The organism is Acinetobacter sp. NEB 394 (assembly GCF_013374795.1).
GTDB classification, from domain to species: Bacteria; Pseudomonadota; Gammaproteobacteria; order Pseudomonadales; family Moraxellaceae; genus Acinetobacter; species Acinetobacter johnsonii.
On record NZ_CP055277.1, the window covers coordinates 1,289,335 to 1,313,864 of the forward strand.

A 24,530-nucleotide genomic window follows, 5' to 3' on the forward strand; every position below is an offset into this window, starting at 1 on the left:
GATATATCTTGGTTTCAAGTGACGCTAAAAAGTTGTTGCGATCCAGCAGCAGAGTAAGCCACAGGATCTCTCAACATTTCAATTATTTAGCAGCTTTTTCTTGATTCGGTTGTTCTGCTGATGCTTCCGAAGCAGGTGCATTTGCACTTAAGTCTGTAGTTTCAGCTGTTTCTTGGGTTGATACTACAACTTTGTCTTCTTGAGCTGGCGCTTGTTGAGGTGCAGCAAAAGTTGCAAAGCTCGCAGCTGTTAAAGATGTTGCAATAATTAAGTGAGAAAGTTTCATGGTTTTGGCATCCTTATATTTTATAGATAAAAATAGTTCAGACTGATCATCACATCAATTTGAACTGAGCTTCATGCTATCGCCTGAATATCTGCGGTTCAATCGAAGCAACAATGTGAAAAGTGCACATTACCTAAAACTACAGATGATGAAAAAATAGTAAGCTTTAAGTAACAAGTAGAAGTTTTTTGTGAATAGATTGAGAGGAAATGAAGAATTAATGATCAATATGGATGTTTGAAAACTCACATAAACTGTACAAAGCATGCGAATTAAGTGCGAAACCCTAATTTCAGTACTGAGTAAAATGTAAGGAAGTTTGTCCAATAGGGGTATAAATGAATGAAATGTCAGCCAACTGAATGCTGAGTGTTCGATGCCATGGATTTGAGATGAGAAAATTGGTGATTTAAATTAAGATGATGGCTTATTTTATTGTGCTGATTTTATCATATTCCATGCTAGGTATAAAATTTTGAAACTGATGTCGATGCCGCAGGCGCTTCCTACGCATATTATTTCGGGCTTTCTTGGTGCAGGTAAAACCACTTTGCTCAAGCATTTGTTAGGTCAGAAACCTGAACATGAAGTTTGGGCGGTACTGATGAATGAGTTTGGGCAAATTGGCGTAGATCAACAGCTCATGCCACAAACGGAAGGCTATGCGGTGAAAGAATTACTCGGTGGTTGTTTATGTTGTAGCAGCCAACTACCGATGCAAATTGCACTGTCTCGTTTGCTCTCAGAACAAAAGCCTGATCGGTTGTTTATTGAACCCACAGGCTTGGGACATCCCGCACAGTTACTGGAGCAACTGACCGAGCCACATTGGCACTCGACCCTACAGATGCGTGCGCCGATCACGGTGCTGGATGGTTCGCGTTTACATGATCATGCTTGGACAGCACAAAATCTTTATCAGGATCAATTAAAAGCGGCGCAGATTGTGGTGGTTTCGCATCAAGCTCATATGCAAAAAGCAGATCAAGATGCTCTTGAAAAACTGCAAACCGAATATAAGCCTTATGCTCAGCAGTGGCTGATGGCAGAGCAGGGCAAGATTGAGCTTACGCAAATCGATTTTGAGTACATCGGAACAAAACGATTCAAACAGCCTTTACTGAACGTTCAGCAACAGTTGAAAGCGACTCAACAAGATTTTCCCGAGATTAAACAGTTGCCGTATCACTATGTAGAAACGGCACAAGGTTATAGTGTTGCAGGTTGGAAAATGCCGAAGCGTTGGGTTTTTGACTTTTACGATTTACTCGATTTGCTTTGCGAACAGCAAGATTGGCGACGGATTAAAGGAATTTTCCATACCAATCAGGGGTGGAAGGCATTTAATTTCAATCCTGAACAGTTTAACTATCAAGATGTTGAAGAAGGGATTGATAACCGAGTTGAATTGATTGTTCAAAAAGAAAGAGATTGGATGGGTTTTGAAAGCGCACTTTTTGCATGTCGCATTGAGCAATGACTTAAATTGTTTTAAGCAAAAAAAGCCGAAATCTTATATGCTAGTCGGCAAATTTGAGGATGGTATGTATGGCGCTTAAAGCTACAATTTATAAGGCAGATTTGAATATTGCCAATATGGATGTCCACCAATATGGGGACTATCAACTGACTTTGGCATTGCATCCTTCAGAAACCATTGAGCGTTTGATGGTGCGTTTGTTAGCGTTTGCACGTTTTGCGGATGAAGCTTTAGAGTTTACCAAAGACTTATTTGAAACCAATGAGCCTGCGCTGTGGGAAAAAGACCTCACGGGTCAGTTGGTGAAATGGATTGAAGTGGGTAGCCCAGACGAAGATAAAGTGAAAAAAGCCAGTGCACGTTGTAAGCAAGTGGCGATTGTCACTTATGGCACAGCGGTCGATGAATGGTATAAGCGCAACAGTAAGTTGAAGACATTGAACAATGTTGAAATTTGGCAGTTGTCGACTGCAAGTACTGAAGCGGTTCAAGCCCTGTGTGAGCGGACCATGCAACTTCAGTTGAATGTAATGGATGGTGAGTGGACCTTAATTGGTGACAATGCTCAAGCCATTATTGAGTGGACGCAATTGCAATAAGCATGCAGTTTAACTAGATTTATTGATTAAATAGGTTGGGAGCGAAAACATGAGCGCAGAATTAGAAATTATTGATTTGGTTGTCGGTGAAGGTAAAGAAGCGGTTAAAGGTGCTTTAATCACCACGCATTATACGGGCTGGTTAGAAGATGGAACCAAATTTGACTCATCTTTAGACCGCGGGAACTACTTTGAAACTGTGATTGGGACAGGCCGTGTCATTAAAGGTTGGGACCAAGGGATTATGGGCATGAAAGTGGGTGGTAAACGTAAACTCATCGTGCCATCACATTTGGCTTATGGTGAGCGTAAAATGGGTAATATTATTCCTGCCAATTCAAATTTGATTTTTGAAATTGAGTTGTATGATGTAAAAACACGTGATTAATCAAAAATATTGATAAATAAAAGAGTCAATTACAAGGATGTATTTGATTCATTTGTAAAAACACTTGGTTTTTAAGAAAAACATTTGTAGATTGATTATTAGGCAGAGCGTATTTAAGGGAAGAGTCGCTTTTGTATAGCTCATTGAGTAAACAGCCGTTTATCTGGTTTATTATCAGCTGTTTGCTAATTTTAAGTCTAATACCTTCGACGTGGGCGCAATATGAAGCCGAACCCGCAGAGTATTATTTGCATCAAAAAAATGTCAATGAGAGGTGGTCCCACTTGTTTGAACAACTAAAAGCTTATTTATAAGTGATATTCTGCTCTAGTTAAGCTACCTTATTTTGTTGTGGTAGCTGGTCATAGTAAAACTCATCTGGAGTCATTTTGTCCAGACTCGAATGAGGTCGTTTCAAATTATAAAACTCAAAATATGCACTCAATTGCTTTTTCGCATCTGTGACACTGCTATAAGCTTTGAGATACACCTCTTCATATTTAACGCTCCGCCATAATCGTTCAACCATCACATTATCAATCCATCGACCTTTACCATCCATACTGATTTGAATGCCATTTGATTTCAATACATCAATAAATGCATCACTGGTGAACTGACTGCCTTGGTCTGTATTAAATATTTCAGGTGATCCATATTTTTCAATTGCTTCATTTAAAGCCGAAATACAAAAATCCACCTCCATACTAATCGATACCCTATGCGCAAGTACCTTGCGGCTATGCCAATCAATCACAGCACATAAATAAACAAAGCCTTTTGCCATAGGGATATACGTTATATCCGTACACCACACTTGATTACTGCGCTGAATAGCCAATCCTTTGAGCAGATATGGATATTTACGGTGAGCTTGATTGGCCTGACTTAGATTTGGTTTACGATATAACGCATTAATGCCCATTTTCTTCATTAAAGTACGTGTATGACGTCGTCCTATATGATGTCCTTGACGATTCAATAAATCACGCATCATACGGCTACCTGCAAAAGGGTATTGCATATGTAACTCATCCATACAGCGCATCAGCTTCAGATCTGATTCACTCACAGGTTTTGGGCGATAGTAATAACAACCACGGGAGACTTTCAGCAGCTTAGCTTGCTTAGATACTGAAATCTGAAGTGAGTCATCGATTAACTTTTGTGGTTGAAGCGGCCCAGTTTCTTCAACACACCTTCTAAAAAATCAATTTCTAATGCCTGCTCACCGATTTTTGCATGTAGTTTTTTTAGATCGATGGGTGGTTCTGTTGGAGCTTTTGATTGATCGAAAGCTTGCGAGGAAGCTGAAATCAGTTGATTTTTCCAGTCAATAATTTGGTTTTGATGAACATCAAATTCAGCACTCAATTCAGCAAGTGTTTTTTCTGCTTTAATCGCAGCAAGTGCTACCTTAGCTTTAAAGTCATTTGAATGATTTCTTCTTGGTCTACGTGTCATAAAATACTCCATATATTGATGTTTATAACATCATTTGGGGAGCAAAATATCACTTATAAGTGTTGTTCAAATTTCCTGATCCACCTCTATGATCTTCAGTTTGGTGAAAAAACCACTGGTTATTTAAAAGGGACGTGGTTGTATTATGACCATGAACTGATTACTCGGCCCAATCCCAAATTAGTTTCAAAAGCAACGGAGTTGCCAATTTCGTTTAAGGAACTTACTGGCAGTAATATTGGTTACGGCACCTTTATTGCACATTTTAAAATTCCAGAGGAATTCATTGGCCGAAGATTAGCCATTCACATTCCCAACCAATCTGGAGCTTATCGGGTTTATCTCAATGGAGACTTTTTAGTCCGTTTGGGAGATGTTGCCGATAATGCAGAAGCACAACAAACAGAAAATGCACCGCGGATTGCTTATTTTGTTCCCGATCGTCCTTATTTCACCCTGAGCATACAAGCCTCAAACTTTAATAAGTTAGGTGGTGGACTTGAAAGCCCCATGCATATTGGCATTGCTAAAACGATTAATCGACATTATCAGCAACTGATGATGAGTATCGCCATGATCTGTGGCGCGGTATTTGGTGTGGGTTTGTTCACCACTATGTTTTCTATTTTCCGTGGTTCGGATGAGCGAAATAGTAGAGGTATTTTTGTCTTTGGTATTTTTATTTTATTTCTTGCCTTACACAATCTTTTTACCGCGCCTTATGCCTACACGACCTTCTTAGATATCAACTGGTTGTGGGGAATCCGCTTAGAATATTTATTTATCTATTTGGCGGTTATGTTCTTTTTGAGCTATATGTATTTGCTCAATCAGCACTATTTACAGCATTGGATTTATACCGTCTCCATGTTGGTTTTGACCTTGAATATCGTCATTACCTTGTTATCCGAGCAAGTTGTTTTTGAGCAGCTGGCTTTTTATAGCGCATTCTTCAGTATTATTATTTTGCTTAATTTTGCCTATGGTTTTTACATTACTTTAAAGACCAAGCAAAAATATTCAAAACTCAATTTATACGCCGTGGTATTGCTGTGTATATCGTTCATTCATGACTTTTTGTTGACGCTACATGTAATTGATTCGATTCATCTCTCTTTTATCTCTACCAGTCTGTATGCACTTTTGGTGATGTTCCAACAATCACGTAACTACGCTTATCAGACTTACCATACCGAACGTTTAAATAATAATTTAATTGAATTGAATGATTCTCTAGACCAAAAAGTGCAACAGCGCACTTCACAGTTACATGACTTAAATGAAAAACTCGAATATCAAATTCAAATTGATGCCTTAACAGGCGCTTATAATCGGCGTGCATTGAATCAAGAGATTCAGCAGCGCTTCGTTGAAACACAACAAGATAGTCATGCAACTTTGGCTTTTGCCATGATGGATGTCGATTATTTCAAAAATTATAATGATTACTATGGGCACTTAAAGGGCGACGAAGTTCTGCAAAATTTAGTGAAAGTGATTGGTGCGGTACTGCCACATAATGCCTACTTAGCACGCTATGGTGGGGAAGAATTTGCCATTATTTTATATAATGTCCCGATTGTAATTATTAGTCAGATTATGCAAACCGTTTTAGATGCGGTGCGTAGTGCGCGCTTTGAGCATCATAACCGCCTAGATGGCAAAGATTATGTGACTTTGAGTATGGGAGTGTCGTGGATGGATCATGAAACGAGTTATGCCAATATTCACGACCTTATGAAGGCGGCCGATTTAAAACTGTATCAAGCCAAAGAAGCGGGGCGTGATCAGATGAAAATGCCCAATGAATCAGATGAAAATGAGTGATGTTTAGTTGAGCCATGCCTCGCTCAATCACCCTTAGCATAAGAGTTTAATCATAGGCACCATTTTGGGATTTGGGATGTCTTGGGCATGGATTTGAAAGCCATGTTTTTGATAAAAAGAGCATGCTGTTTGGGTGCTTTCTAAACTAATTTGGTGAATTTTTTTACGTTTAAGATGTTCAATAACAGTTTCTAATAAAGCTTTTCCAATGCCGCGCTGTTGTTCAGCGGATGAAATATAATTGAGTAAAATACGCCCTTGGTCACTGACCATAATAAAACCCACTACGTGCTGATTGAGTACATAGACCCAGCTGTCGTTATAGTGCATCCACATAATCAGGTTGGATTGGGTTTTATTTTCTAGCCAAATTTGAATCGTACTTTCATGGCGATGGTGGTCTTTGATACATGATCGAATACTGTCGTGCACGACATCTAAAATTTCAGAAATGTCCTGAATTTGGGCTGCCCGTATCATCTTTTGTTCTTAGAGCTATAGAAGCAGCTATTTCATGCTAGTGACTGTATTTATTAAATTGAATTACTGTTAGTACGGATGTAACTTTGTTGTTCAATCGCACTAAGTTAATTACTTTTTATAGTGATTTTGTGAGTGGAAAATCACATATCGTGATGCCTTTCACGTTTGTGAGAATATGTGTTGAATCACTTGAATTGGTCTGAGAATCAACACCCAATTACAAGTCATCGAATTGAGCATTTGAGTTCATACGTACTCTGTTTAATTAATTTGGTGTTTATTTGAGCGGTAATGCTGTATTTTAAAAGGGAATATTTTTTACGAGAGCAGAGCATGGCGACATTTTTATTAATGATTTGCATAGTCATTGCTTTGGTTGCGACATCTATTATTGTAATCAAAATTCAAAAAAAGCAACGTTTTTTGAATCGACAAAAAAAAGTGGTTGAATCGGAAGCAGCATCTTCTCAAATGACAACGCATACCAATAGAGCACCTCAGGTTGAGCGTGTTATTGAAGTTGATGCTTATGAACAAGAGCTGTTCGATGACGTGGCGACTCTATTTCTAGATCAAGCGATATTGCTCACTGCTGAAGAAGATGCAACGCTGATGCAAAGTACCTTATTGGTCAAAATGCCTGCGAAAACCCAGACGCAAATCCGCAAAATGGATTTAAATGAATGGTCTATTTTTTGGAGCTTCTATGATCAGTCGCTTGAATATTATGTAAGTCGTTATGGCATGTTTTATACGCATATTGACCGCAGTGGACGCGAGCATAAAAAAAGCCATCGTACTCGTGATTGATCTCCTCGCTTAAGCCTCCGCAGCTTCCATCACAGCCATGGATAACTGTTTAAGAATTCGTTCTGCAACATGAGTTAGATAGAAGTCATCCTGTTTTAAGCGTGTCATTAAGATTGCCCCCTCATAATCGGCAACACTGATTTTAGCCAGTGCCTCAGCTTGAGCAATAGGCATGACTTGCTGAAAGTAGTGCAACAACGCCAATTCCCAATCTTGGAAAATCGATTGAATTTTGAGATCAATTTGTTCGGATAAATGTGGGATTTCCAATGACAGCATCCCGACTAAGCAGCCTTGAACACCAACACTAAAAAAGCTGACAGATTGCTGGTGCAAGTGTTCAAAGCGAACGCAATACGCTAAGTGCGTATCACACAAAATGCTGAACAATTTATGGTTTAAGTATTGCTGGCTGACTTGCAAAATATCTAAAACCAAAGCTTCTTTATTGGGATAATAATAATAAAATGCTGCTTTACTGAGCCCACAAGACTTTGCTAGTAAATCCATACTGGTGCCTGCATAACCATGGGTTTTAAAGGTTTGCATGCAATGCAACTGGATTTGTTCTTTACTCAGTTTTTGTGGGCGCATAGAGCTTTAACGTTCCGTAGTGGTTGGTGAGGATAAATAGCCATCGAAAGTGTTCAGCATATCTTCCCAGATGGCTTCGGCCCCTTGGCGGAAATATCCCATGTGTCCAATTTCTTTCAAGCCATAGTCACTGGCTTCAATATTGCGATAATGCATGTTCGCATTCCGATAATGCTGCATAAATGCGTGCCTTGAGTTGGGTAAAGCCCAGTCATCATCCAGTGCTGAAACAGCATAGATTGGAGTTTTGACCTGTGCATATTGTTCCAGTAAGTGTTGTTGCTCGGGATCTGCAAAAAAGTAGGTCGGATTTTTACACCATTTTCGCCACTGTGTGTAGACATCGACAGGTAAATCGGTACCCATTTTCAATAGGCTCCAAGGCAGATAGCCCTTTAGTGCAACCATCGGTGGGAAAATAAGATTCCACATGACATGTACTTTCATTTTCTCCCGAAACGGCATATAGCCATGCCAGCCCGCACCCGTGCCAAAGCAATACATCGCAGTGACTTGGCCATGGTTGTGGGTTAAACCGAGTGCTTGGCCTCCATAAGAGTGTCCAACCACAAAAATAGGTTTGCCATCTTTGAGGATAGAGTCAATGGCAGCCGACAAGTCTAGCTGGCCCCAGTCCAAATAGGACATGCCGAAACCTTTGAGTTGCTTCGGTGCAGAAAGTCCCACACCACGATAATCAAAAGTTAGGACTTGATAACCTAGAGCTACTGCATACTCGGCAAAGCGGCGATAGAACTGCTGTGGTACACCTGTTGCACTGGCAACAATGATGTTGGCTTTGATCGGCTCAGATGAGGAATAACGTGTGCCAACGAGTACATAACCATCGGTTGCTGAAAATTTTACAGTTTGTTTCTCAATTTGGGGCGAATCTAAATGGGCTGTGGCTTGCATTATCGTTTCTTCTTTTTTGTTAAATACTAAAGTCGGTTCCAGACTTTTGGGCTTTACTGTCCTTTAAACTGAGCAGGGCGGCGTTGTAGCATCGCCATGACACCTTCTTGGACATCTTGGGTTTTGAGTAGTGGGCTGAGGTGCTCTTGTAAATGTGCAAAGGCATAGTCTGCGCCGTGTTGTACTGCTTGTTGTGCAGAAGCCAGCGTGGCTTGAACGGCAAGTGGTGCAGCTTGTGCAATTGATTCTGCAAGGCTCAATGCTCGCTCTAATGCAGCATTTGGCGTGGATGCTTCTACGACCTCGGTAATTAAATTGAGGTCGAGAGCTACTTGTGCATTGAAGCTGTCACCTGTGAGTAGATAGCGCATAGCTTTGTTCCAACCCGCCGCTTGTACAAAGCGAACCGTTGCACCGCCAAAGGGTAAAATACCGCGCTGTACTTCCATTTGGGCAAATTGTGTATTGGCATCGGCAATAACCACATCGGCATTGAGCATCAGTTCAATTCCCGCGGTAAAGCAAAAGCCTTTGACTGCCACAACCACGGGTTTGGTACGAGGTCTGGAGCTGGTGCCCCAAGGGTTAATTTGTGTCGTGGGAAAGTCGAAAACGCCTGCAGTGAGTTTGGGTTGCAACTCAACCAAATCAAGCCCAGCAGTAAAATGTTCTCCGTGCGCAAAAATTACAGCACAGCGCAGTGAAGGATCATCCTCATATTCGGTAAGGGCCAGTGATAAGTCATGAATCATATGACTATCGAAAGCATTGCGCTTGGCTACGCGATCTAAACCAATTAAAAATAACGAACCGCGAACTTCGCGACTGACACGACCTTGTTGTTCTGACATTTTGATTATTCCTGCATCGTTTTATAAGTTTTTAAACGATTGTTAGAAAACTGTCAAAACTTATGCGTATTCATTCTGTGACTCGACAGTTTGATCCGATTCACCGAAAAAAACGACGTTTAGATTGAGCGGAATTGTCTTGCCTTTATTGAGTTTTTTTTCATAATAGCAGCACTTCTTTGAATACCAGTTGAACCATGTCTAGCCTTGAAATATTTGCAGTCATCATTAGCTTAATTGGGGTGACGTTGACCATTAAGCGCAATATGTGGTGTTGGTGGTTTAACTTCGCTGCTTTCTTGTTATATGCCTATTTGTTTTATACCTATAAGCTATATGGCGAAACCATTTTGCAGTTTTTCTTTGTGGTGGTGAACTTTTACGGTTTTTATCACTGGCTCAAAGGTAAACAACAAGATCATGAGATTCGAATTGAACCGATTACAGCTCGGCAAGTGATTTTGCAAATGCTGCTTGCCGCTGCGGCTGGTGCAGTATTTGGTCTGAGCTTAAAGTATTTGACCGATGCTGCTGTACCGCTATTGGATGCCCAGCTCGCAGCGTTTAGCCTGTTGGCGACTTATTGGACCAGTCGTAAACATATTGCGACATGGGTGCTGTGGGTATTTGTCGATATTGTTTATGTCGGTATGTTTATCTATAAAGATTTGTTCCTAACCGCGGCTTTATATGCAGGCTTTGTTGGCTTGGCGGCTTTTGGATGGTGGCAATGGACACAGGTACGCCATAAACAACAGCTGAAAAGTGTTTAGGCTAGGCAGTGTTGATTGACTTTAAACAAATACAATTGGCTCAATTTGAGTCGGTCGTCGAACGGTTAAAGGGAAGTCCACAGCAATATTTGGACTTTGCTTCGGTTGCGGATTTTTATCAGGCCACTTGGCTGGATGACTTACCCAGTAGTGCAAGTTGGGCGGTCACAGGACTGGATGATGGGGCCGAGCATTTTGATATTCGCTTGGCCTGTTTTGAGCGCGTGGTTTTTATTTATATTGCAGATGATATTGTCATACAGAATGGCACACATTGAAATCTAGATCACGGTATAGTCTGTGCTGGAGCATCGTCTATATTTGACCCTTCTACAGGATGACGAGATCCAGTTTTTCAGTCCTGATCAGGGCATGGATGTTTACAAAAACAAAAAAATAAAGGATTTAATGTTATGGCACATCAGTTTGTAGTCAATGCCACCATCAAAGGTGTTTCTTTGGATGACTTCCGTCGACTCGCAGCCAATATCAGCTTACATGAAAATGTTTGTCGCCGTATTCCCGGTGAGAAGTTGGAAATTTTGGAGTCGAATAAAGTTGGTGATATTTATACCCTTAAGCGCGCGTATAATTTGGATGTCAATATTCCTGATATTGCGAAGAAATTTCTAAAAGATGCATTTCGTTTACAACGTACCGACGTCAGCAATTTAGTTGTGCTCAGCTCGGAAGTCCGTTTAGACCCTAACTTACCTTTAGAAGCTGTGTGCCAACGTAGTGTATCGGGTAATGATAAGCAGATTCACTTTCAACTGGAATGGACGGTAAAAGTGAAAGTGCCATTAATTGGCGGTATGTTAGAAAAACATGCTGAAGGCGAAATTCGTAAGTTTAGCCAAATCGAGCTTGATATTGTGGAAGATGAACTGCGCCAAAATCTGCATGCAGAAACTTTAAGCTAAAGGCTTTGACCTCATGTTTTCAAAGTAGCTTGCATAAAAAGAAACCCTTCGATTGAAGGGTTTTGTCATTTTAGTGCTTCGTCTCGAACCGAGTTCGATAAACCAAAGCTGTGAAGAAGCAAACCAAACAGACCAGCCAAATATAATACATCGCGCCAATGTTGCTATAGAGACTGAGCCATTGAACCAGAGGCAGTGTGATGCCTCCTGCAATAGCATAGGCGACATTGTAGGAAAACGAAATGCCCGAAAAGCGGATCGAAGCAGGGAACATCTTGACCATGCTATAGGACACAAGCCCAACCGTGCCTGAAAAGAATCCCAAAAGCATATACAGTGCAAACACCGTAGTTGGACTGACCGCACCTAAACTGTGATAGAAAATGGTTGCGATAGCGGCGACACCGAGCGAGCCAAAAACCAAGACCTTGGCTGCACCAAAGTGATCTGCCAATGTCCCAGCGAGTATGCATCCCAGCATTTGCATGATGATCGCAGCACTTTGCATTTGAAAAGCATCGCTACGTTCAAATCCAAAGGCACCCGTCAGTAAGTTTGGCATGGCTAAAATCAGGACCACCACACAAGCAGTTAAGAACCAAGTCAAGAGCATACCAATCACCACGGCGGTTTTATGACGGGCTAAGACTTGTTTGACCGGCATTTCTTTAGAAAGCTCTTTACGTGCTTGCATGGCTTTGAATACTGGGGTCTCTTTCAAATAACTACGTAAATACAAGGCCACTAAGCCAAAAATACCGCCCACAATAAAGGGAATGCGCCATGCCCAATCATGTACATATGTTTCACTAAACTGAAGAGAAATGAACAGTGACATTAAAGCACCGAGCAAGATGCCGAGTGACAAACCAGCCGTAAGTAAGCCATTGGCAAAACCAATTTTTTCAGATGGGACATGTTCAGAAACAAAGGTCCATGCCGCTGGAATTTCTCCACCAATTGCAATGCCTTGTACCACCCGCATAAGGAGTAAGAGTAAAGGTGCGGCATAACCAATCGTTTCAAAGGTCGGCATGACCCCGATCATGAGGGTAGGTAAAGCCATGAGCAAAATAGATAAGCTAAATAGACGCTTGCGCCCGATGAGGTCGCCAAAGTGCGCCATGACTACACCGCCAAGTGGACGGAAGAAGTAACCTGCGGCAAAAATACCGTAAGTATTCAGCATAGCCCAAAATGGGCTGAGCCCTGCGGGAAAGAACAGCTCAGAAATAATTTTGGCGTAAAAAACATAAATAACAAAGTCATAGAACTCAAGTGCACCACCGAGTGATGACAGCCCAAGGGTACGTTTGTCTTCTCTGGTCAAACGTGGTGTTGCATCCATGCGTATATTTCCAAAGCTGAATAAAGGTTTATATTTGATTTTAAAGAAGTCTTTTTTGAATGAATAATCAATCTTTCTTTACTGGGAGTGAACTAAAAATTATACATGAATCAACATCGTTGATTTGATGGTCAACGTAAACATATAACGCAGGTGAGATAAAAAGCTTATGATATAAAAAGAATAAATAGGTATAAAAATGAGGATTTGTGTATGAGTGTCATTTTACCTGTTGCACAACGTGGTGAAGATATTTTAAGACTCAAAGCCGCTCGCGTCGCAGATGCAGAATTTAATAGCGACTGGCTCATGCAGTTGGCCTCTGCCATGATTGCGACCATGTTGGAGCGGAGTGGTATAGGCATTGCTGCACCACAAGTCTATATTTCAAAGCGGGTCATTATTGTGGCTTCACGGCCAAATTTACGCTATCCCGATGCACCAGAAATGGACGCCGTGGTGATGGTCAATCCTGAAATTTTAGCGTTTTCTCAGGCAACAACCTTAGGTGAAGAAGGCTGTTTAAGTGTGCCGAATGAACGCGGTCAGGTACAGCGTGCGCAAAGTATTAAGGTGCTGTATCACACTTTGACTGGTGAAGTAATGGAAAGCACTTTTGAAGGTTTTCCTGCGCGCATAGTGCAGCATGAAATCGACCATCTCAATGGTATTTTATTTGTCGATCGCCTGAGTGCTTAGTCGCGAGTATCGTTCTATTCATCTTTATATTTAAACTGTTGCGGGGTCTGTCCCAAATGACGTTTAAACATGCTACTAAATGCACTCGGATTGCTATAACCAAGAGATCTTGCAATCTGCGCGACAGATTCACCACTGGCAATTTTACTTAAGGCATGGGCAATATGCATTTGCTGAACCCATGCGCGATAAGACAGCCCCGTTTCCTTTTGAAACATGCGCATCAAGGTTCTGGAACTGGTGCCAATTTCATCTGCCCATGTGCTTAAATCTTTTAACTGATCGGGCGTACTTAATAGTGCTTGGCAAATATTCATTAAGCGTTTGTCTTGTGGCCACGGAATTTGAATGGGCAACAGATTGGCTTTATGAATTTCATCAAAAATTAAAATCTGTAAAGATCGAGACAGTTCATCAGAGCTGATCAGTTCGGAGGGTGGAATGTGTTCAATCGCATTGAGCCGAATGAGCAGTTCATGCAATAACTTACTGACCCGAATAATAAAACAATGTTGCCCCAGCAGTGCAGCTGCATCGGCCTGAACCAATGCGGTATTGAGTTTAACTCGACTTAATGAAATCACACTGTGCTCAACATGGGTCGGGATCCATAGTGCACACATCGGCGGCACGATCCAGACATGATTCGGGGTGAACACTTGAATCATCCCTGTCGAAGCATACAGAAACTGCGCCCGCGAATGGGTATGCGCAGGGGTAATCTCTCGGTAGGTATGCTCAGAAGACAGTCCAATCACCAATTCGGACATTTCGGTTTGAATCAGAGAATTTGGCATGTGTGGTTTAAAATTGTCAGTTATACAATGATTATTGGAAGATAGTCTTGTGAATGACATTTTACAATCAATGCCTGATGAAAAATACATGGAGTTTGCGAGGGATGTCGTCTTCAATTCAAATGAAAGAGGGTATGGGCGAAGCTACGATCAATGAGCAACCGCAAGGCATGATCATAAAAGTGGTGGGAGCGGTGGCGGTTGCACATCTGCTCAATGACTTGATTCAAGCCGTTTTGCCAGCTATTTACCCGATGCTGAAAACCAATTTCTCGCTCAGCTTTGCGCAAGTCGGACTGATTTCATTGGTCTATCAAATTACGGCATCGCTACTGCAACCTTGGATTGGACTGTATACCGACAAACATCCGAAACCTTATCTGCTGCCACTCGGCATGGTGGTGACTTTTAGCGGCATTTTACTGTTGGCATTTTCACCAAATTTTATTGTACTGCTCATGGCTTCGGCGTTGATTGGTGTGGGATCTTCAACCTTTCACCCTGAAGCCTCTCGTGTGGCGCGAATGGCTTCAGGTGGGCGCTTTGGTACAGCACAATCGACCTTTCAGGTCGGTGGCAATACAGGTACAGCCATTGGGCCTTTATTGGCCGCGCTGATTATTGTGCCTTTCGGACAGCACGCCTTGGCATGGTTGATTGTGTTTGCATTACTTGCGATTTGGGTGCTATTCGGTGTCAGCCGTTGGAGCATCAGCCACAGTAAAAAACAATTGGCTGCGAAAGCGCATCAAGTGCAAAGCAAACTGCATGGGCGTCAACTCGTCATCGCGCTGTCGACCATTTGCGTTTTGATGTTTGCCAAATTTACCTACATCGCCAGTATCAGTAACTATTTTACTTTTTATTTAATGCACAAGTTTCAGCTCAGTTTGCAAAGTGCGCAGTTGAATTTGTTTGCCTTTTTGGCAGCGGTGGCTCTGGGTACATTTGCAGGTGGGCCGATTGGAGACCGAATTGGGCGTAAAGCAGTGATTTGGGTGTCTTTTGTCGGCATGGCGCCGTTTGCGTTGATGATGCCACATGCCAATCTATTTTGGACGACAGTACTTTCGATTATCTCAGGTTTAGTACTTTCCTCTGCCTTTGCCGCTATGGTGGTCTATGCTCAAGAAGCCGTCCCGGGACGAGTTGGCATGATTGCAGGTTTGATGTTTGGTTTAATGTTCGGTGTAAGTGGTATTGCCGCAGCAGGTTTAGGATATTTGGCCGACGTCAAAGGCATTCAATGGGTATTTGGCGTGTGTTCGTTATTGCCTTTACTCGGTTTGGCGACCTTCTTTTTACCGAAGACGCAAGCAAACTAACTGAATACTGCTGACCTTCAGTTTCAATCGCGCTATCTTATCAAACGAAGATGGCGCGATTGCATTTTGGCCTGATGATTATTGTTATGTATAAATGCACTAGGGTTGTGTGTTTTGATTTTAGAGGATTGAAGCGATGACTGATCTTGATGGTGTACTCAAATTTTCCTTGGGCATAGACCAGCTTTCATTTGAAATGGATGGACAGCATATACAGCTGGACCAAGGCTTAAGCTTTATACAGTCAAACAGTATGCGTCATGGGTTGCTGGATGAGCTTGCGATTGAGTCGATGATTTATGTGATTGAAGAGTTGTTAGAATCCGTTCAAATGAAGTATGCCCAACCTAAGACCGCCATGACTTCAGATGTAATATTCCAAAAGGTTTTAGCATTATTTTTTCCAGATCAGCAGCAACTTGACCGTGTGCAACTTGAAAGTGCTTTCAATACATTTGTTGAGCGCAGGGAATACTATGTGTCTAAGGTGGCTGATGACGGTCTTTCTAGTTTGATTTACTTTATCGTGCTACGGGAGATGATGCATCACTGGAATGTGGTAGAGATTAAATTTGAATTGATTAAAACGGCTTGATCACTTTAAAAACGTAAAAAATAGAGAACAATAGACAAAAGCAAGCCGATACTGCCTAGTAATGCGTTACTTTCAATAAAGTAAGGGAAAATCATTAAAACTAGACCTACAAAGGCACGGTCATTTTTTGTTTTTTGCTATAGAGAAAATAGCCTAAACCAATTGAACTAAAGATTACACCGAGGAAAAGTTGGGTTGAATTCATGATGATGTTTCGTGCATTGTCATTTTCTGCTAGATATTATGCCAAGATTCTTAAAAGAATATTTAAAAAAGAGCATCGTAATGCAACCCTACAATAAGAACTTAAAACAGCCATCTCGTGATTTACGCAACAATATGACCGATGCAGAACAATGGCTATGGCAAAGATTATGCCGTAAGCAAATTTTAGGATTACAGTTTTATCGGCAAAAGCCAATTCTTAACTTCATCGTAGATTTTTATTGTCCGCTGCGAACCTCGTCCTTGAGTGTGTGATCGCAGTCTATACCTTACAGTTGAAGGAAGTGATTAGTCTGTGGATCAATTTGGGGTGTGGGTGCTTAGATATTTGATAATATGCAAGTGTTTGGCAGATTGATAGTGTTGTGGAAGTGATTTATTAGCTTTGTTTGAAAAAATCCCCCTTTTTCAAAGGTGGAACTTTTCAATAATTTAATGACAGTCTAAAATTTGCATCGCTTCTTGCTTTCTTAAAGTAAGACTTGAAGACTGTAGGAACTCAATTGAACCAAGCCAAGCTAAATTTGATTTTCCTTATAAGCGTTTGTATTTAAGAATTTTTGTGATCGTATTTTGTCCATATTTAATTTCAAATTTTTTTCTAAGCTCTGGTTTAATATAGAAAGCAAACGCTAGTTCTCCTTTTAATTTTTGAATTTCATTTGGATCTAAAAGCCTTTGAATTTTGAAATGGTGTATTTTTGATGAAAGTAGACGCTTTTTTCTATGACCAATAGATATATCTTGATCGTTGGTTAGAATAACTCCTGTCACTTGACGACGATAAGCACTGCTAATATATTTAGTTTTAGTGTTATTCAGGGTAATACTTTCACCAAATTCTTCTCTTAATATTTTTGCAATAATGAAAGGTAAGTTTAATTGATAAAAATTTTCCGTTGAAGATATAGTTATATCATCTGCATAGCGTGAATATAAACATCCATTTTTTTTGCAAACCTCAATAATTTTAGTATCGAAGTTATACATAATAAAATTAGATAATAGGGGAGAAGATGGTGCCCCTACACTTAATTTGGGACTTTCATTTCTTTTTTCTTTCCAAAAGAATAAATGGCTAATTAAATCTTGATCATTATGGGTAAGTGAAATATTTGCTGTATGAAATTTTTCTAATAGTAGTTTTGGAGTAATAGAATTAAAAAAATTTGTTAAATCTAATTTTAGAATAAATTTAGATTCTTTATGTATTAGAGCATTATGTTTAATACTACGTGCTTTTGTGTAAGCAAAAGCTAATGGGTGGACTGGTAAAATAGGTTCTAGTACTTTCAATGCTGAACGTTGTAGTAATTTTACTTCCTTGGATGGTTGAGCTATTTTTCGCTTACTAACCCCATCTCTTTTTAAAATTTCATAAGTTTTATATCTATGAGGTGCAGTACGAGCAAAGGATAAAATATTATCTTCACCTAATGGGAAATCGGTGTTTAAAGATTTAAGTAGGTTTAACTCAATCATTTAGGATCACCATTTAATATCTGTTGAATTTTTTCAAAAGCCTGTTTGCGTTTTCTATCATTTTCTAAGTAAGAAATTTTACTTAAACCTAACTTTATTATATCGAAAGGAGGGCATTCAGTATTTTTGCGTTTGAGATATACCTTAATTAGGTCAGGATTCACTGGGTAGAAGTATGTCTTAGATGAGTAGTCATATGACTCAATATAGCCTAAGCTCTTTAATAAATAAGTATAATTTTCACATATTCTTTTTGAGAAACTATTTGTATCCAAAATAATTTTTTGGCTGTCAATTAATTCTTTAACTGTAATAGGATAGAAAATTTTAATTAATTCGTATATGAGAAATATATGATGGGAACTATTGTTTGAATTAAAAGCTATACTTTTTGTTTTTGGTAATTTTTCGATCAATTCTTCTGTAATTGATTGAACCATATCTTGAGTGTAGTTTTTATTATTGTTACACCAGTCAAAGGTTAAAACAGAATCATCATTTATAGATTTTAAATATTCGAGAGGTCCAAAATTGATAAATGATTCACTTTGACGATGTTCATTTGGAACTACGACTACAAGCTTATTATTAAGATGCTCATTACCGATAAACATTCCTAGCTCGACTAAGGCACCCTCACTTTCAAGAAATATTAAAACATGTGATGAAATCTGTGCAATATCGTGCTCAAAATCTAATAAGTTGGTATATCTTCCTACCTGAATATAATTATAAAAATCTTCAGCTAAATGTATATTCTCACATATAACATTTTTTTTAGCATGTTGAACATAGAAAATATTATCACAAAAGAATTTTCGTAAGCTTTGAAACTTTTGAGGAAAAGCATCGGATTGATTTTTATATTGATCTATATATTCCAGTTGCCCACCACAAACGAAAATAATAGGCTTATCAATACTAACTTTGAATCTATTAGTACCCCAATTATCAATATGTTCTAGGGTCTGTTGAGAATTACCGAGAGTTAATTAAACTCGCGCACAATTGAATCATGGCTTCAAAACTCGTATCTGTTTTACAACTACGCATCGCTATACGTTTAAATTCTTTTGGTGGTGTATCAAAAAGTATGCTAAAAAAAAGCAGGTTGAATTTTGATAAAATAGAGAAATGCAAATAACTCTAGAAATCAAATGTCCAACCTGCCTCAGTGACAATATAAAGAAAAATGGCATCAAAGTAGATGGGAAACAGAACTACCAATGCAAAGACTGCAAACGTCAGTTTATTGGTGACCATGCTCTGAGCTATCTAGGATGTAATTCTGGCATTACTCGTAAAATATTACAGTTAATGGTCAGAGGCAGCGGTATACGAGATATCGCTGAAGTTGAGCGCATTAGTATCGGTAAAGTCTTACGGACTTTAACTGAATCGGCCTATCAAATTCAGCCTAAACAAAGTCATTATGAATCTCTCGAAGTAGATGAATTCTGGACTTTTGTTGGAAATAAAAATAATAAACAATGGCTTATTTACGCTTACCATCGAGAAACAGGTGAGATTGTTGCTTATGTTTGGGGTAAGAGAGATTTAGCTACAGTCCAAAGGTTGAAGACAAAGCTTAAACAATTAGGTATTCACTACACCCGAATTGCAAGTGATCATTGGGACAGTTTCATCACTGCTTTTAAAAACTGCAAGCAAAGTATTGGTAAGTTTTTTACTGTAGGAATTGAAGGTAATAATTGCAAAATAAGGCATCGAATAAGGCGTGGTTTTAGAAGAAGTTGTAATTTCTCCAAAAAGCTTGAAAACCATTTTAAAGCCTTCGACTTAACCTTCTTTTACATCAATAATGGCTTCATTTAATGTCAGCATACTTTTTAAAACACCACCATTCTTTTAACTTACAGAAATAGTTTTCAATGAGATGACGCCATTTATACATAATCGTATCAAATGCTCTCATTACTTTTCGATTAGATTTAGGTGGGATCACCACTTTCACTTTACGTTCATTGAGTTCTTGGATGAGCCAATCTGCATCAAATGCTTTATCAGCCAGTAATGCTTGAAAATCAACATCTTCAATTAAAGGTTTGGTTTCTACTAAATCGTGATATTGACCAGGCATTAATCGAAATTTAATAAGGTTGCCTAGACTATCCACTAAGGCAAGAATTTTACAGGTCATTCCACCTCGAGATTTACCTATAGACTGTTTGAAAGTCCCCCTTTTGCACCTTGCCCATGTCGATGAACTTTAACAATCGTTCCATCAATCAAGGCGTATTCCAAATCAACATCTTCATTTACAGATGCAAAAATATTTTCAAATACACCAGCTTTCACCCAATCACGGTATCTTTTAAAGACGGTATTCCATTTACCAAAATGAGGAGGTAGATCACGCCATGGACTGCCTGTACGGGCAATCCATAGGACTGCTTCTAAAAATAATCGATTATCTTTTCCACTACGACCTCGATCGGTCACTTTACCTAGGCAAAAAGGTTCCATTTTTGCCCATTGGGCATCAGTAAGTATGTATCTATCCATAGTACTATTGTAAATTAATCAGTAGCATTTGTTAATTCTCAACAAGCCCTAGTATAAAGTATTCAAAAGACATAAATTTAATTTCTAATAAAAAAGGTGAGGGTTAGCTCACCTTTTGAATCTCTTTACTCAGGATAGCGTTAGATTAATTTCTAAGTAACTTTAGGTACGAAGAAATTCATCTAATGGTATCCTAAATTTCTCACAATAACGTTAGTTTAGCGAAACGCTAAACTTTTATAAAATTTTCTATCAAAGAAAGATAGTCGAATTTATAAAAAAACTAAAGAGAATCTAGAATAAGTATTACATAATTTGATTATTTAAACAATCGAATCATCCAAATTCGGTGCTAACCAACGCTTCGCTACATCCAGTGACCAACCCTTACGCTTTGCATAATCCTCAAGTTGATCCTGAGAAATCTTGCCCACATTAAAGTATTCACTTTCAGGGTGTGAGTAATAGAAACCACTTACAGAAGAAGGCGGCATCATTGCAAAGTGTTCAGTCAACTTCGTACCAATCTTCGCTTCCGAACCTAACCAGTCAAACAATACTGCTTTTTCAGAATGCTCTGGGCAAGCAGGGTAACCAGGAGCAGGACGAATACCGACATACTTCTCTTTGATCAATTCTTCATTGCCCAAAGTCTCATCGGCTTTATAGCCCCAGAACTCTTTACGAATACGCTCGTGTAAGTGCTCGGCAAAAGCTTCAGCAAAACGGTCTGCCAATGACTGAACCAAGATCGCAGAGTAGTCATCACCTTTGGCTTTATATTCATTTGCCAACTCTTCCGCACCAAAGATCGATACAGTAAAGCCACCCAAATAATCTTGCTGAGTCGTTGTTGGCTTAATGTAATCCGCCAAAGACAAGTTTGGTTTGCCTGTTACTTTGTCAGACTGCTGACGTAAATGCTCAAAAGTATGCGTTACCGTTTGACCTGCTTCATCAAACACACTGACCGTATCTGCACCTGTACGTTGTGCAGGGTATAGACCAAACACAGCACGCGCGTCGAAACGATCATTGTCGATAATGTCCTTCAACATCGCTTGCGCTTGATTGTACAAATCGGTCGCGGCTTCACCCACCACTTCATCTTCTAAGATTTTCGGGAATTTACCCGCCAAGCTCCAAGAAATAAAGAATGGTGTCCAGTCAAAATATTCAACCAGTGTCGCCAATGGGTAGTTGGTGATGACTTGCGTACCCAAAGCATTTGGCTTTGGAGGCATATAGTTTTCATCAATCTTAAAGCCATTTTCAACCGAATCCGCATAGCTGAGCTTCGCTGCTTTCGGCTGTTTATTCGCTAAACGTTCACGAATCTTGGCATATTCAGCACGATGCTCAGCAATAAAATTACCGCGCATTTCTTTCGAGAGTAGGGTGGTTGCCACACCCACTGCACGAGAAGCATCAGCCACATAGATCACAGCATCATTTGAATATTGCGGATCAATTTTGACTGCGGTATGCGCTTTAGAGGTGGTCGCACCACCAATCAACAATGGAATGTTGAAGCCTTTACGTTGCATTTCTTTCGCAACAAACACCATTTCATCCAAAGATGGGGTAATCAAACCCGATAAACCAATGATGTCACATTTCTCATCAATCGCGGTTTGTAGGATCTTCTCGGCAGGCACCATCACACCAAGGTCAACAATGTCGTAACCATTACAACCCAAGACCACGCCCACGATATTCTTACCAATATCATGTACATCGCCTTTTACCGTTGCCATTAACACACGACCTTTGGATTGTGCATTGCCTTTTTTAGCTTCAATGTACGGGTTCAACCAAGCCACAGCTTGTTTCATGACACGCGCAGATTTAACCACTTGCGGCAGGAACATTTTGCCTGAACCGAATAGGTCACCGACCACGTTCATACCATCCATCAAAGCGCCTTCAATCACATCTAAAGGACGTTTGGCTTTCAGGCGAGCTTCTTCAGTATCTTCATCAATATACGTCGTGATGCCTTTAACTAAGGCATATTCAAGACGTTTTTCTACAGACTCATTGCGCCATTCAAGGTTTTCTGCTTCACGTTGCGCACCGCTATGACCACGGAATTTTTCAGCAACTTCGAGTAATTTTTCTGTAGCATTTTGACCTGATTCACCTTGGTTTTGGTTCAGTACAACATCTTCAACCGCATCTTTCAGTTCTTTTGGAATATCGTCATAAATGGCCATTTGACCCGCGTTCACGATACCCATGGTCATGCCTTGCTTAATGGCATAGTAAAGGAATACCGAGTGAATCGCTTCACGTACAGGTTCATTACCACGGAAGGAGAAGGAGACGTTAGAGACACCACCCGAGATCATGGCATGCGGTAGGTTCTGTTTGATCCAACCTGTGGCTTCAATAAAATCGACGCCATAGTTGTTGTGTTCTTCAATCCCTGTTGCCACTGCAAACACGTTCGGGTCAAAAATAATATCTTCAGCGGGGAAGCCAACATCATTGACTAAAACATCATAAGAACGCTTACAGATTTCACGCTTGCGTTCTGCGGTATCTGCCTGACCAGTTTCATCGAAGGCCATGACAATAATCGCTGCACCGTACTGACGGCATAAACGTGCTTTTTCGACAAACTCGTCATAACCTTCTTTTAAGGAAATCGAGTTGACGACTGGCTTACCTTGTACGCATTTCAAACCAGCTTCAATGATTTCCCATTTTGATGAGTCAATCATGATCGGCACACGAGAAATATCAGGTTCAGAAGCGACAAGGTTAAGGAAATGCACCATCGCATTTTGCGAATCGAGCATCCCTTCATCCATGTTGATATCAATAATTTGTGCGCCTGCAACGACTTGTTGCTGTGCAACCTCTAGGGCTTCAGCAAATTTTTCTTCACGGATAAGACGTAGGAACTTTTTTGAACCTGTAACGTTGGTACGTTCACCGACATTAACGAATAATGAATCATCATAAATATTAAATGGTTCTAAACCACTTAAACGGCAGGCAGGTCTGGTTTCTGGAATCTGACGTGGTTTTATATCTTTAACCGCAGTGTAAATGGCACGGATATGATCAGGCGTTGTGCCACAGCAACCACCTGTAATATTGATCAAACCACTTTCTGCAAATTCTTTAATGAAGGCTGCGGTTTGCTCTGGGGTTTCGTCATATTCACCAAAAGCATTTGGCAAGCCTGCATTTGGATGCGCTGAAACAAAAGTATCGGCTACATCAGCAATGGTTTTCACGTGTGGACGCATGGCATCTGCACCTAGGGCGCAGTTAAAACCAATTGAGAGTAAGTCACCATGACGCACCGAGTTCCAGAACGCTTCAGCAGTTTGACCTGTTAAGGTACGACCTGAAGCATCGGTAATGGTCCCTGAAATCATGAGTGGTAATTCATGACCAATTTGCTTAAAGACTTCTTTCACCGCAAAAATTGCAGCTTTACAGTTTAATGTATCAAAAACGGTTTCAATCAAGAGGATGTCTGCACCGCCCTCGATTAAGGCGTGCGTTGCTTCAATATAGTTTTCTTTCAGTTCATCAAAGGTAATGTTACGGAACGCTGGGTCATTTACATTGGGTGAAATTGAACAAGTACGTGAGGTTGGGCCAAGTACGCCTGCAACAAAGCGAGGTTTATCTGGGGTTGAATATTTTTCACAGGCCGCTTTAGCTAAGCGTGCTGCTTCACGGTTGATCTCGGGAACGAGATCTTCCATGTGATAGTCCGACATTGAAACGCGTGTGCCATTAAAGCTGTTGGTTTCAATAATGTCTGCACCTGCATCAAGGTAAGCTTCATGAATGCTTTGAATAATTTGCGGCTGAGTCAGTACCAAAAGGTCATTGTTACCTTTGAGGTCAGAAGCCCAATCTACAAAGCGTTCACCACGATAATCTTCTTCTTCGAGCTTGTGACGCTGAATCATGGTACCCATCGCACCATCGATAATAAGGATGCGCTCGGCAAGAAGTGCTTTTAAGGTGGCAAGTGTAGACATTCAAAACTCACAAACAGGTTTTCAAAACGTGTAATATTTTAGCAGAAAAGCAGGTCGATTGATGCCTAATTCAAGTGGTATTGGCTATATGGCAAATAAAAAAGGCTGATTTAGCTTTAGTTTTCACGAA

The 24,530-nt window shown here is 40.2% G+C and carries 25 protein-coding genes and 2 pseudogenes; 13 read left to right on the top strand and 14 right to left on the bottom strand.

What is annotated here, in order from left to right; translation table 11 throughout:
- Positions 1-82 precede the first annotated feature (82 nt).
- On the bottom strand, positions 83-286 hold the full coding sequence (locus HUK62_RS06085; protein ID WP_004694446.1) for a hypothetical protein: 204 nt from the start codon (positions 284-286) through the stop codon (positions 83-85).
- Positions 287-761: 475 nt separating this feature from the next.
- Between HUK62_RS06085 and HUK62_RS06090 the strand changes: the two genes are divergently transcribed.
- The 3 genes from HUK62_RS06090 to HUK62_RS06100 all read left to right on the top strand — a co-directional run bounded on the left by HUK62_RS06090 (position 762) and on the right by HUK62_RS06100 (position 2,753).
- Positions 762-1,766 carry a GTP-binding protein gene (locus tag HUK62_RS06090; protein WP_218015312.1) on the top strand — a complete coding sequence of 335 codons (1,005 nt, stop codon included), beginning with the start codon at positions 762-764 and terminating at the stop codon, positions 1,764-1,766.
- 68 nt (positions 1,767-1,834) lie between these two features.
- Complete coding sequence (locus HUK62_RS06095; RefSeq protein WP_087010480.1) at positions 1,835-2,365, top strand: YaeQ family protein; 531 nt, start codon at positions 1,835-1,837, stop codon at positions 2,363-2,365.
- A gap of 49 nt (positions 2,366-2,414) precedes the next feature.
- Positions 2,415-2,753, top strand: coding sequence for an FKBP-type peptidyl-prolyl cis-trans isomerase (locus tag HUK62_RS06100; protein ID WP_004981094.1), 339 nt, complete (start codon positions 2,415-2,417; stop codon positions 2,751-2,753).
- A 331-nt stretch (positions 2,754-3,084) separates the two neighbouring features.
- Here HUK62_RS06100 and HUK62_RS06105 read toward each other — a convergent pair.
- Positions 3,085-4,217 (bottom strand): IS3 family transposase gene (locus tag HUK62_RS06105; RefSeq protein WP_227554019.1). Its coding sequence is split into 2 segments (ribosomal slippage): positions 3,085-3,965 and positions 3,965-4,217, totalling 1,134 coding nucleotides; the frame shifts between segments, so codons are not numbered across the junction.
- A gap of 18 nt (positions 4,218-4,235) precedes the next feature.
- Here HUK62_RS06105 and HUK62_RS06115 point away from each other — a divergent pair.
- On the top strand, positions 4,236-6,044 hold the full coding sequence (locus tag HUK62_RS06115) for a diguanylate cyclase (RefSeq protein WP_228723743.1): 1,809 nt from the start codon (positions 4,236-4,238) through the stop codon (positions 6,042-6,044).
- Between the two features lie 33 nt (positions 6,045-6,077).
- Here HUK62_RS06115 and HUK62_RS06120 read toward each other — a convergent pair whose 3' ends face one another.
- On the bottom strand, positions 6,078-6,524 hold the full coding sequence (locus HUK62_RS06120) for a GNAT family N-acetyltransferase (RefSeq protein ID WP_176537368.1): 447 nt from the start codon (positions 6,522-6,524) through the stop codon (positions 6,078-6,080).
- A gap of 336 nt (positions 6,525-6,860) precedes the next feature.
- Between HUK62_RS06120 and HUK62_RS06125 the strand changes: the two genes are divergently transcribed.
- On the top strand, positions 6,861-7,337 hold the full coding sequence (locus tag HUK62_RS06125; RefSeq protein WP_058869184.1) for a hypothetical protein: 477 nt from the start codon (positions 6,861-6,863) through the stop codon (positions 7,335-7,337).
- A gap of 9 nt (positions 7,338-7,346) precedes the next feature.
- On the opposite strand, the gene HUK62_RS06130 is transcribed toward HUK62_RS06125, so the two are convergent.
- From HUK62_RS06130 to HUK62_RS06140, 3 genes are read right to left on the bottom strand one after another with little or no spacing between them, the layout of a single operon-like run.
- Positions 7,347-7,931: a TetR/AcrR family transcriptional regulator gene (locus HUK62_RS06130; RefSeq protein ID WP_176537369.1), complete on the bottom strand. Its 585-nt coding sequence runs from the start codon at positions 7,929-7,931 to the stop codon at positions 7,347-7,349.
- A 6-nt stretch (positions 7,932-7,937) separates the two neighbouring features.
- A complete protein-coding gene (locus HUK62_RS06135) occupies positions 7,938-8,846 on the bottom strand; it encodes an alpha/beta fold hydrolase (RefSeq protein WP_176537370.1) in 909 nt (302 codons plus the stop codon).
- Positions 8,847-8,899: 53 nt separating this feature from the next.
- Complete coding sequence (locus tag HUK62_RS06140; protein ID WP_176537371.1) at positions 8,900-9,697, bottom strand: crotonase/enoyl-CoA hydratase family protein; 798 nt, start codon at positions 9,695-9,697, stop codon at positions 8,900-8,902.
- A gap of 197 nt (positions 9,698-9,894) precedes the next feature.
- Here HUK62_RS06140 and pnuC point away from each other — a divergent pair, with 197 nt between their 5' ends.
- From pnuC to HUK62_RS06155, 3 genes are all read left to right on the top strand, one after another.
- Positions 9,895-10,470 carry a nicotinamide riboside transporter PnuC gene (gene pnuC, locus HUK62_RS06145; protein ID WP_005399896.1) on the top strand — a complete coding sequence of 192 codons (576 nt, stop codon included), beginning with the start codon at positions 9,895-9,897 and terminating at the stop codon, positions 10,468-10,470.
- 8 nt (positions 10,471-10,478) lie between these two features.
- On the top strand, positions 10,479-10,748 hold the full coding sequence (locus HUK62_RS06150; protein WP_176537372.1) for a hypothetical protein: 270 nt from the start codon (positions 10,479-10,481) through the stop codon (positions 10,746-10,748).
- A gap of 135 nt (positions 10,749-10,883) precedes the next feature.
- Positions 10,884-11,393 carry a DUF2505 family protein gene (locus tag HUK62_RS06155; protein WP_104222162.1) on the top strand — a complete coding sequence of 170 codons (510 nt, stop codon included), beginning with the start codon at positions 10,884-10,886 and terminating at the stop codon, positions 11,391-11,393.
- Positions 11,394-11,463: 70 nt separating this feature from the next.
- On the opposite strand, the gene HUK62_RS06160 is transcribed toward HUK62_RS06155, so the two are convergent.
- Positions 11,464-12,741, bottom strand: coding sequence for an MFS transporter (locus tag HUK62_RS06160; protein WP_176537373.1), 1,278 nt, complete (start codon positions 12,739-12,741; stop codon positions 11,464-11,466).
- Positions 12,742-12,954: 213 nt separating this feature from the next.
- Here HUK62_RS06160 and def point away from each other — a divergent pair, with 213 nt between their 5' ends.
- Positions 12,955-13,440, top strand: a complete 486-nt coding sequence (gene def, locus HUK62_RS06165) for a peptide deformylase (RefSeq protein ID WP_176537374.1) — start codon at positions 12,955-12,957, stop codon at positions 13,438-13,440.
- A gap of 14 nt (positions 13,441-13,454) precedes the next feature.
- Here the strand turns inward: def and HUK62_RS06170 are convergent, their stop codons facing one another.
- A complete protein-coding gene (locus HUK62_RS06170; protein WP_176537375.1) occupies positions 13,455-14,237 on the bottom strand; it encodes a helix-turn-helix transcriptional regulator in 783 nt (260 codons plus the stop codon).
- Positions 14,238-14,341: 104 nt separating this feature from the next.
- Here HUK62_RS06170 and HUK62_RS06175 point away from each other — a divergent pair, with 104 nt between their 5' ends.
- The gene (locus HUK62_RS06175) at positions 14,342-15,562 is read left to right on the top strand and encodes an MFS transporter (RefSeq protein WP_176537376.1); all 1,221 of its coding nucleotides are present in this window, start codon (positions 14,342-14,344) and stop codon (positions 15,560-15,562) included.
- A gap of 136 nt (positions 15,563-15,698) precedes the next feature.
- Positions 15,699-16,157, top strand: a complete 459-nt coding sequence (locus HUK62_RS06180) for a hypothetical protein (RefSeq protein WP_176537377.1) — start codon at positions 15,699-15,701, stop codon at positions 16,155-16,157.
- Positions 16,158-16,162: 5 nt separating this feature from the next.
- On the opposite strand, the pseudogene HUK62_RS18995 reads toward HUK62_RS06180, so the two are convergent.
- Positions 16,163-16,362, bottom strand: a pseudogene (locus tag HUK62_RS18995) (amino acid transport protein).
- An 80-nt stretch (positions 16,363-16,442) separates the two neighbouring features.
- On the opposite strand from HUK62_RS18995, the pseudogene HUK62_RS06185 reads away from it, so the two are divergent.
- Positions 16,443-16,610, top strand: a pseudogene (locus HUK62_RS06185) (DUF559 domain-containing protein); the annotation flags it as partial.
- 306 nt (positions 16,611-16,916) lie between these two features.
- On the opposite strand, the gene HUK62_RS06190 reads toward HUK62_RS06185, so the two are convergent.
- Positions 16,917-17,864 (bottom strand): retron St85 family RNA-directed DNA polymerase, encoded by a 948-nt coding sequence (locus HUK62_RS06190; RefSeq protein WP_176537378.1) that lies wholly within the window; start codon positions 17,862-17,864, stop codon positions 16,917-16,919.
- The gene (locus HUK62_RS18885; protein ID WP_218015314.1) at positions 17,861-18,820 is read right to left on the bottom strand and encodes a retron St85 family effector protein; all 960 of its coding nucleotides are present in this window, start codon (positions 18,818-18,820) and stop codon (positions 17,861-17,863) included. Before HUK62_RS18885 ends, HUK62_RS06190 begins: the two co-directional genes overlap by 4 nt.
- A 178-nt stretch (positions 18,821-18,998) precedes the next feature.
- On the opposite strand from HUK62_RS18885, the gene HUK62_RS06200 reads away from it, so the two are divergent.
- Positions 18,999-19,700, top strand: a complete 702-nt coding sequence (locus HUK62_RS06200) for an IS1 family transposase (protein ID WP_004693132.1) — start codon at positions 18,999-19,001, stop codon at positions 19,698-19,700.
- Here HUK62_RS06200 and HUK62_RS19000 read toward each other — a convergent pair.
- The 3 genes from HUK62_RS19000 to metH all read right to left on the bottom strand — a co-directional run bounded on the left by HUK62_RS19000 (position 19,693) and on the right by metH (position 24,400).
- Positions 19,693-20,046, bottom strand: coding sequence for a transposase (locus tag HUK62_RS19000; protein ID WP_228723761.1), 354 nt, complete (start codon positions 20,044-20,046; stop codon positions 19,693-19,695). The two genes, HUK62_RS06200 and HUK62_RS19000, sit on opposite strands and share 8 nt — an antisense overlap.
- The gene (locus tag HUK62_RS19005) at positions 20,043-20,390 is read right to left on the bottom strand and encodes an IS5 family transposase (RefSeq protein ID WP_228723744.1); all 348 of its coding nucleotides are present in this window, start codon (positions 20,388-20,390) and stop codon (positions 20,043-20,045) included. The genes HUK62_RS19000 and HUK62_RS19005 overlap by 4 nt, the downstream gene beginning before the upstream one ends.
- A 323-nt stretch (positions 20,391-20,713) precedes the next feature.
- A complete protein-coding gene (metH, locus tag HUK62_RS06210; protein WP_176537380.1) occupies positions 20,714-24,400 on the bottom strand; it encodes a methionine synthase in 3,687 nt (1,228 codons plus the stop codon).
- Positions 24,401-24,530: the final 130 nt, after the last annotated feature.